The organism is Microbacterium sp. (assembly GCF_035277845.1).
Taxonomy (GTDB): domain Bacteria; phylum Actinomycetota; class Actinomycetes; order Actinomycetales; family Microbacteriaceae; genus Microbacterium.
Genome location: NZ_DATEJS010000008.1, coordinates 1 through 7,590, shown reverse-complemented (window position 1 = coordinate 7,590; position 7,590 = coordinate 1). Strand labels below are relative to the sequence as shown.

General features: G+C 71.3%; 11 protein-coding genes. 1 reads left to right on the top strand and 10 read right to left on the bottom strand.

What is annotated here, in order from left to right:
- From pgi to VJR25_RS00330, 4 genes are all read right to left on the bottom strand, one after another.
- On the bottom strand, positions 1 to 1,601 hold a 1,601-nt coding region (gene pgi, locus VJR25_RS00345), incomplete at its 3' end, for a glucose-6-phosphate isomerase (protein WP_324111351.1).
- Between the two features lie 57 nt (positions 1,602 to 1,658).
- Positions 1,659 to 2,306 (bottom strand): VOC family protein, encoded by a 648-nt coding sequence (locus VJR25_RS00340; protein WP_324111349.1) that lies wholly within the window; start codon positions 2,304 to 2,306, stop codon positions 1,659 to 1,661.
- A gap of 1 nt (position 2,307) precedes the next feature.
- Complete coding sequence (locus VJR25_RS00335) at positions 2,308 to 2,994, bottom strand: VOC family protein (protein WP_324111347.1); 687 nt, start codon at positions 2,992 to 2,994, stop codon at positions 2,308 to 2,310.
- 73 nt (positions 2,995 to 3,067) lie between these two features.
- The gene (locus tag VJR25_RS00330; protein ID WP_324111345.1) at positions 3,068 to 3,475 is read right to left on the bottom strand and encodes a VOC family protein; all 408 of its coding nucleotides are present in this window, start codon (positions 3,473 to 3,475) and stop codon (positions 3,068 to 3,070) included.
- A gap of 81 nt (positions 3,476 to 3,556) precedes the next feature.
- On the opposite strand from VJR25_RS00330, the gene VJR25_RS00325 reads away from it, so the two are divergent.
- The gene (locus tag VJR25_RS00325; RefSeq protein WP_324111343.1) at positions 3,557 to 4,387 is read left to right on the top strand and encodes an aldo/keto reductase; all 831 of its coding nucleotides are present in this window, start codon (positions 3,557 to 3,559) and stop codon (positions 4,385 to 4,387) included.
- A 30-nt stretch (positions 4,388 to 4,417) separates the two neighbouring features.
- On the opposite strand, the gene VJR25_RS00320 is transcribed toward VJR25_RS00325, so the two are convergent.
- From VJR25_RS00320 to VJR25_RS00295, 6 genes are all read right to left on the bottom strand, one after another.
- Entirely contained in the window at positions 4,418 to 5,161 is a 744-nt protein-coding gene (locus VJR25_RS00320; RefSeq protein ID WP_324111340.1) for an SDR family oxidoreductase, read from the bottom strand.
- Entirely contained in the window at positions 5,158 to 5,394 is a 237-nt protein-coding gene (locus tag VJR25_RS00315; protein WP_324111338.1) for a hypothetical protein, read from the bottom strand. Before VJR25_RS00315 ends, VJR25_RS00320 begins: the two co-directional genes overlap by 4 nt.
- Positions 5,391 to 5,633, bottom strand: coding sequence for a DUF4287 domain-containing protein (locus tag VJR25_RS00310; protein WP_324111336.1), 243 nt, complete (start codon positions 5,631 to 5,633; stop codon positions 5,391 to 5,393). The genes VJR25_RS00315 and VJR25_RS00310 overlap by 4 nt, the downstream gene beginning before the upstream one ends.
- Positions 5,634 to 5,677: 44 nt before the next feature.
- The gene (locus VJR25_RS00305) at positions 5,678 to 6,085 is read right to left on the bottom strand and encodes a VOC family protein (RefSeq protein WP_324111334.1); all 408 of its coding nucleotides are present in this window, start codon (positions 6,083 to 6,085) and stop codon (positions 5,678 to 5,680) included.
- Between the two features lie 91 nt (positions 6,086 to 6,176).
- Positions 6,177 to 7,115 (bottom strand): DNA-3-methyladenine glycosylase family protein, encoded by a 939-nt coding sequence (locus tag VJR25_RS00300; RefSeq protein WP_414683691.1) that lies wholly within the window; start codon positions 7,113 to 7,115, stop codon positions 6,177 to 6,179.
- A 44-nt stretch (positions 7,116 to 7,159) separates the two neighbouring features.
- Positions 7,160 to 7,590 (bottom strand): winged helix-turn-helix domain-containing protein (locus tag VJR25_RS00295; RefSeq protein ID WP_324111332.1); only part of this gene is annotated, 431 nt, incomplete at its 5' end.

Here is a 7,590-nt window from a genome sequence, read left to right as displayed (position 1 = left end):
GGGGCGATCTGCAGGGCGAGCTGCTTGCCGAGCTCGACGCCCCACTGGTCGAACGAGTTGATGCCCCACACGACGCCCTGCGTGAAGGTGATGTGCTCGTAGAGGGCGATCAGCTCGCCCAGCACGCGCGGGGTGAGGGCGTCGGCGAAGATCGAGGTCGTCGGGCGGTTTCCGGGGAACGTGCGGGCCGCGACCAGCGGTCCGGTGGTTCCCTCGGCCTCGACCTCGGCGGCGGTCTTGCCGAACGCGAGTGCCTTGGTCTGGGCGAGGAAGTTCGCGAGGAAGAGGCTGTGCACGTCGCGGCCGTCGTCGGTGAGCGGATACGCCGGGTTCACGAATGCGATGAAGTCCGCCGGGATCAGGCGCGTGCCCTGGTGGATGAGCTGGTAGAACGCGTGCTGTCCGTTGGTGCCGGGCTCGCCCCAGAACACCTCGCCGGTGTCCGTGGTGACGGGGGAGCCGTCCCAGCGCACCGACTTGCCGTTGGATTCCATGGTCAGCTGCTGCAGGTACGCGGGGAACCGGCTCAGCTGCTGTGCATAGGGGAGCACGGCGTGCGACTGCGCGCCGAGGAAGTTCGTGTACCAGACGTTGAGGAGGCCCATCAGCACGGGCACGTTGCGCTCGATCGGGGTGGTGCGCACGTGCTCGTCGACGGCGTGGAACCCGGCGAGGAACTCGACGAACACGTCGGGTCCGAGCGCGATCGCGAGCGACGTGCCGATGGCGGAGTCGACCGAGTAGCGGCCTCCGACCCAGTCCCAGAAGCCGAAGGCGTTCTGCGGGTCGATGCCGAACGCGGCCACCTTGTCGAGCGCGGTGGACACGGCGATGAAGTGGTGGGCGACGGCATCCGTCTTCGCCTCGTCCGAACCGACGTCGACGCCCTGCTCGGCGAGCTTCGCCCACAGCCAGTCACGGGCCAGACGCGCGTTGGTGAGGGTCTCCAGCGTCGTGAAGGTCTTGGACGCCACGATGAACAGGGTCGTCTCGGGGTCGAGGTCCGCCGTCTTCTGGGCGAGGTCGGTGGGGTCGATGTTCGAGATGAAGCGCGCGTCGATGCCGGCGTCCGCATAGGGCTTCAGCGCCTCGAAGACCATCACCGGTCCGAGGTCGGATCCGCCGATGCCGATGTTGACGACGTGGGTGACCCGCCTGCCGGTGATGCCCGTCCAGTCACCCGAGCGCACGCGGTTCGCGAACTCGGCGACGCGGTGGCCGACCTCGTGCACGTCGGCATCGACGTTCTGGCCGTCGACGATGAGCGGGGCCGACTCGTCGGCGGGCCGACGCAGCGCGGTGTGCAGAACGGCCCGGTCTTCGGTGGTGTTGATGTGGCCACCTTCGAGCATGGCGTCGAAGCGCTCGGCGACGCCGGTCTGCTCGGCCAGGCGCACGAGCGAGGCGAGGATGTCGTCCGTCACGAGGTTCTTCGACAGATCGACGTGCAGATCGGCCAGCGGCAGACTGAGGCGCTGGGCGCGAGCGGGGTCCTCGGCGAACCAGGCGCGCAGGTCGGGCGAGAACCCGGCCTGGTGCGAAGTGAGCTCGGCCCAGGCCGAGGTGGACGTGGCATCGATGGGGGAGGCGCTGTCGATCACGGGTTTCACGTTACTGGCCGGGGCGTCGGCCTGCATACCCGGCGCCCGCGCGGAGGATCACCCCTCGATGTCGGGCCAGGCGGCGATGTCGACGCCGTGGTTGTCGGGCGAGGCGAGCGTCCACCACATCGGCGCGTGGGAGTCGTCGACGAGGCGGCCGCCGGAAGCGATCACCGCCTGCACGCGAGCCTCAGCCTGGTCCGCAGGCACGGAGACGTCGATGTGCGTGCGTCCCCTGCCGATGCGGTCGAACGGGTGGAACGCGAGCGGGATGCCGCGCCGGTTCGGATCGACCGCATCCGCCTCGTCGAAGGCCCGGTAGCCGAACGCCGCCTCGAAGAAGGGGCGCACGTCGACGTCTCGGGCGTGCGCCACCGCGATCTGCATGGCCTGCAACGTCGACGGATCCGGGACGAGCCCGGCGCTCCGGGCGATCTGCGAGATGCGCTGCGCGAGTGCGACGTCGGTGGCGTCGAGCGTGCCGTCGGGACGTCGGGTCGTCACCGCGACATCACGGGGGCGCAGGTCGACGTCGGGGAAGCGTCCGAGTTGCACGGCGGCGTCGGCGATCTGCTCGGCGAAGTCGGCTCCCTGCGCCAGGGACGCGGTGCGCCAGTGCGCGGTGGCACCGCCGTACAGCACCCGCCAGTCCTCGACTCCCGTGGAGGCGTGGAACTGCTTCGCGGTCAGACGGTCCCCGGCCATGTCACAGCACCCCGTCGTGCACGTCGCCCCACGCCGCGATGTCGACGCTGTGGTTGTCGGCCGATGCCAGTCCCCACCATGCCGGCACGTCGTCACCCCACGCGAGCCGACCGCCGTGCTGGAGTGCTGCCTGCGCGCGCGGCTCCCCCTGGGTGTTGGGCACGGCGACGTCGAGATGCGTGCGCCCGCGACCGGGTTTGTCGAGTTCGTAGAACCACAGTCGCGGCCCGCGCCGCAGCGGGTCGGCGAGCACATCGTCGACGATCTCGTAGCCGAGCGCGGCGCGCCAGAATCCGAGCGTCTCGATGCCGGCTGACTGCGCGACGCCGATCTGCACGGTCTGCAGCTGCGATGGATCCGGCGCGAGACCGAGCTCGCGGCCGGCCGCCGACACGCGTCGTGCGACCTCGGCATCGGTGCGGCTGAGCCTGCCGCGCGGGTTTCTCGCCGTGCACACGGCGACACTGTGCGGACGCAGGTCGATGTCGGGCTCGCGCCCGATCTCGGCCGTCGTCGCGGCGATCCGGCGGGCGAACTCGGCGCCCGTCGCGAACGAGTCTGTCGGATAGATGGTCTGGGCACCGCCGTACAGCACGTGCCATCCGTCGGTGCCCGGCTCGGCGTGGAATTGCGCCGCGCTGATGTGCTCGTCGCCGTCGTGCCCGGTGCTGTTCCGATCGTCGATCATGTGTGCTCCTTTGCCCGGGCCTCACCCTAGACCTCGCTTCCGACATCGGCTCGGGGAGGGCGAGGGCGCCGTCTCAGCCGGCGTCGCGGGGCGGGTTGTACGCGAATTCGAAGCGGATGCCGTTGTCGTCTTCGACGAACGACGCGTAGTACCGCTCGTTGAACCGCGGATATCGCTTCGGGTCGCGCACAGCGGTCCAGCCGGCATCCAGCGCGACCCGGTGCAGGCGATCGACCTCGTCGCGCGACGCGACGTCGAACGCGAGGTGCTGCCACCCGACTCGGCCGTGCCGGTGCGGCCCGGTGGCGGGCTCCCGCGCCGGGTAGAGGATGAGCTCGGTCTCGCTGCCGTTCTGCCAGGAGACCGAGCCGGGCTCCTCGTACCCCTTCGTGTAGCCGAGCTCCTGCAGCAGCGGGTGGAACTGCGCGATCGCGCGGGGCAGGTCGTCGACGGTGATGCCGAGGTGATCCAGAAGTGCCATGGGCACAGTCTGCCGGGCGGGTGCGACATCGTGGCGCCGGGCGTGGTCCGTGACGCTCGGGGCGGAGAGCATGATGGGGGGATGACCATTCCCACGGTGACCCTGAACGACGGCACGTCCTTCCCCGAGCTCGGTTTCGGCACGTACAAGCTCGACGGGCCGGACGGCGTCGACGCCGTCGTCTCGGCGATCCGGGCGGGGTATCGCCTGCTCGACACCGCGGTGAACTACGGCAACGAGGCGGAGGTCGGGGAGGCCGTACGGCGCAGCGGTCTCGACAGGGACGACCTGATCGTCACCACGAAGATCCCCGGCCGCGACCACGGCTACGACGAGGCGATCGCCAGTGCGCGCGGTTCACTGGAGCGCCTCGGCCTCGATCGCATCGACGTGCTGCTCATCCACTGGCCGAATCCCAGCGTCGACCGCTACCTCGACACGTGGCGCGGGATGATCCGGCTGCGTGAGGACGGTCTTGCCCGCACGATCGGGGTGTCGAACTTCACCGAGCCGATGCTGACCCGGCTCGTCGACGAGACCGGTGTCGTGCCGGCCGTCAACCAGGTCGAGTTGCATCCATACTTCCCGCAGGCGGCGCTGCGCGCCTTCCATGCCGCGCACGGCATCCGAACCGAGAGCTGGAGCCCGCTCGCGCGCCGCAGCGAACTGCTCGCCGAGCCGGTGATCGGCGACGTCGCCCGCGAGGTGGAGGTCACCCCGACACAGGCGGTGCTGCGCTGGCATGTACAGCTCGGATCGACGCCGATCCCGAAGTCGGCCACCCCGGCCCGCCAGCGGGAGAACGCCGACCTGTTCGGGTTCACGCTGACCGATGAGCAGATGGATGCGATCTCGGCTCTCGAGCGCGGCCGGCTGTGGGGCGGCGACCCGGACACGCACGAGGAGATGTGACGCCCGCGAGCCGGGCCGGTCGCGCGAGTGTCAGCCGAGCGCGCTGATCCACTCCGCATAGGTCTGGTGCCCGAGCTTCGCGTGCGGACCGGGCAGCAGCGAGCCGTCCCGCTGGGCGCGCCCGAATTCACCGCCCATGCGCACCGGCAGCACCGGACCCCCGCCGGCGGCCTTCGCGTAGGCGCGGACCATGTCGAGCACGGATTCCTCACGCGGGCCGGCGAACTCGGGTGCGCGCTGCAGCGGCTCGCCCTCGGCGAGGTGCACCAGATGTTCGCCCACCTCGCGGACGGCGACCGGCTGCGACCGCATCCGCGGCGCGAAGTGCAGCGGCCCGCGCTTGCCCATCCTCCAGATGAGCGTGGCGAACTCGTGGAACTGGGTGGTGCGCGCGATCGTGAACGGGATGCCGCTCGCCTGCGTCGCCTGCTCCTGCGCGACCTTCCCGGCGTACAGCGGATACCCCGCGGCGCGGTCGCAGCCGACGATCGACAAGACGACGAGGTGCCGGATGCCGGCATCCTTCCCCGTCTCGGTCAGCGTGCGCGTCACCGCCTGGTGGAACGCCGTCGGGTCATCGCCCGGGCTCACCCCCGAGGCGTCGATCACCACGTCGACGCCGACGAGCGCGTCGCGTGCACCCCTGCCGGTGACGAGGTCGACGCCGGCAGACCGGGCCAGCACGACCACGTCATGGCCGCGCTCGCGCGCGACCCGCACCGCCTCGGAGCCCGCCTGGCCGGTGCCCCCGGCGACCGCGATCCGGAGCGTCACAGCCGGGCTCCGTCGTCGTCATCGTCGTGCAGGTGGGGCGTCTTGCCGCGCCACGACTCGTACGCGATCAGCCAGCCGATCGACACCAGCAGCCCGAGCAGCACGCCGACCCACACGCTGCCGAGGATCGCCCCGATCAGCGCACCGAGACCCAGCACCACGACCGCGCCGCCCAGCCATCCGGCGCGGCGTTTCGGCCAGCCGGATCCGGAACCCCCCGGCGCCGCGCTCATGAGGTGCGGTTCGCCTTCGCGTAGCCGACGATCGCGTTCGCGTGTCCGTGACCGAGGCCGTGCTGCTCCTTGAGCCAGGTCACCACCTCGCCGTGCTTCTTCGTGTCGAGCTGCACGGCGGCGAGCTCCAGCCACTCCTGGATCGGTCTGCCGTAGTGCTTCTCGATGCTCGGGAAGTACGACGCGGGCCCGCTCTGCTTGACGCTGAGATCGGGCGGCGTGACGCGGAGTTCGGCCATGACGTCAGGCTACCCGCGCCCCGCACGGCGGGACGCGTCGCCGCTCAGGCGTTCAGCGACACGTACCAGGCGAACCCGAACTTGTCGATCAGCATGCCGAACTTGCCGCCCCACGGCGGGGTGTCGTACGGCATCGTGACCGTGCCGTCGGCGGACAGGGCGTCCCAGTACCGCTGGAGCTCAGCCTCGTCTTCACCGCTGATGGACATCGCCACGCCCTGGGGCGTGCGGTACTCCATCGAGTTGGGGGTGTCGGCGCCCATCAGCACGAGGCCGCCGGGCGCGGTCAGCATCGCGTGCATGACCTTGTCGTTCTCGGACGGGTCGTGGCCCATGCCGGGGATGTCGCTGAACGTCATCACCTGCAGGTCACCACCGAGCACCGACTGGTAGAACTCCATGCCTTCGCGGGCGTTGTCGCGGAAGGCGAGATAGGCATTCAAGATCGTCATGATCCGAGTGTGCACCCGGGGTCCGACATCGGCCAGAGGGACCGGATGAACACTGGACGAAGCCGGCGCCACGCGGACACCGGGCCCGGTCTCACACCGCCCGGTGATCCTGCGGACTGAGGCGCGGGCCACGGCGCGGCTCGCGCACACCGCTCAGGCGGATGAGCCGCACCACCCGCTGCCGCTGGCCGGCCCAGGGCTCGAGGAGTGTCAGCATCCCGTCGTCGTCGGTGCGGCGACCGGTCAGGGCGAAGCCCACCTCGTGCGCGAGATGGAAGTCGCCGACGCTGACGGCATCCGGATCGCCGAACGCGCGCAGCCGCGTCTCGGCGGACGTCCAGGCGCCGACCCCCCGCAACGTGGTGAGCACCCGGTCGGCGGCGGCGGGGTCGGTCGCGGCGCGCACGATCGACTCGGCCCGCTGCGCCGCCGCGACGAGCGTGCGCGACTGAGGCGGTTCGAGACCCGCGCGATGCCACGCCCACGACGGGATGCCCCGCCACCCGGCGATCGTCGGCGGCGCGAACATCGGCCGCGGGGTCGGGCCCGGCGCCCGCTCGCCGAAGCGGGAGAGGATGCGCCGCCACGCCCCGAACGCCTGCTGCCCGGTGACCTTCTGCTCGAAGATCGCGGCGGCGAGGGCGTCGAACACCTCGTCGCTCGCGCTCAGCCGCAGCCCCGGCACGCGACGATGGGTCGCGGCGATCACCGGGTGCCGCATCGCGTCGAAGCCGGAGTCGTCGTCATCGGCGCCGCACAGCCGCGGCAGCCGGTCGAGCGCGTGCTCGGCGCCCGGCCCCCACGCGGCGGCGCGCACGGATCCGTCGCTGCTCTGCCGCAGTGCCAGCGTGGCGACGCCGGCGGGCGTGCGGGATGCCCGCCAGGTGACGCCGTGCGCGGTGCGGAACGCGGGGTCGCCCCCGCCGTGCTGCTGGATGCCCAGCGTCAGGCCGAGGTCGAGCGGACGTCGCGGCCGGTACTCGGTCTCGAGCGGGGCGAGCGGGCTCGCCGGGGCGGCATCCGGAATCACACGCCCACCCTACGGCGGGCCTGCGACACCGGGCTGGGAGGAACTCAGAAGCGGTCGGGCGACGGGGTGCCGTGGCCGTAGTGGATCACGACGTCCGCGTGACGGTCGAAGCGGTAGCCGACACCGCGGACCGTGCGGACGATCTCCTGGAAGTCGCCGAGCTTGCCGCGCAGGCGCCGCACGTGCACGTCGATCGTGCGCTCCCCGGGGGCGTCCTCGTCGTCCTGGCCGCGCCACAGCGACGAGACGAGCTCGGTGCGCTCGATGGTGCGACCCTCGCGCAGCACCAGGTACTGCAGCAGCTCGAACTCCTTGTAGGTGAGGCCGGCCTGCTCGCCGTCGATGACGACGCGCTTGCGCGAGATGTCCACGAGCACGCCGGTGACGGTGCGGCCCTGCTCCTCGGGCTCCGGCTCGGGAGCGGTGCGGGCGACGGCGGCCGGCTCGCGCAGGGCGCGGCGCACGACGTCGACGT

Coding starts and splice junctions, on each gene's coding strand:
- VJR25_RS00340 (WP_324111349.1), bottom strand. CDS start 2,306: ATGGCCGGGGACCGTCTGACCGCGAAGCAGTTCCACGCCTCCACGGGA.
- VJR25_RS00335 (WP_324111347.1), bottom strand. CDS start 2,994: ATGATCGACGATCGGAACAGCACCGGGCACGACGGCGACGAGCACATC.
- VJR25_RS00330 (WP_324111345.1), bottom strand. CDS start 3,475: ATGGCACTTCTGGATCACCTCGGCATCACCGTCGACGACCTGCCCCGC.
- VJR25_RS00325 (WP_324111343.1), top strand. CDS start 3,557: ATGACCATTCCCACGGTGACCCTGAACGACGGCACGTCCTTCCCCGAG.
- VJR25_RS00315 (WP_324111338.1), bottom strand. CDS start 5,394: ATGAGCGCGGCGCCGGGGGGTTCCGGATCCGGCTGGCCGAAACGCCGC.
- VJR25_RS00310 (WP_324111336.1), bottom strand. CDS start 5,633: ATGGCCGAACTCCGCGTCACGCCGCCCGATCTCAGCGTCAAGCAGAGC.
- VJR25_RS00305 (WP_324111334.1), bottom strand. CDS start 6,085: ATGACGATCTTGAATGCCTATCTCGCCTTCCGCGACAACGCCCGCGAA.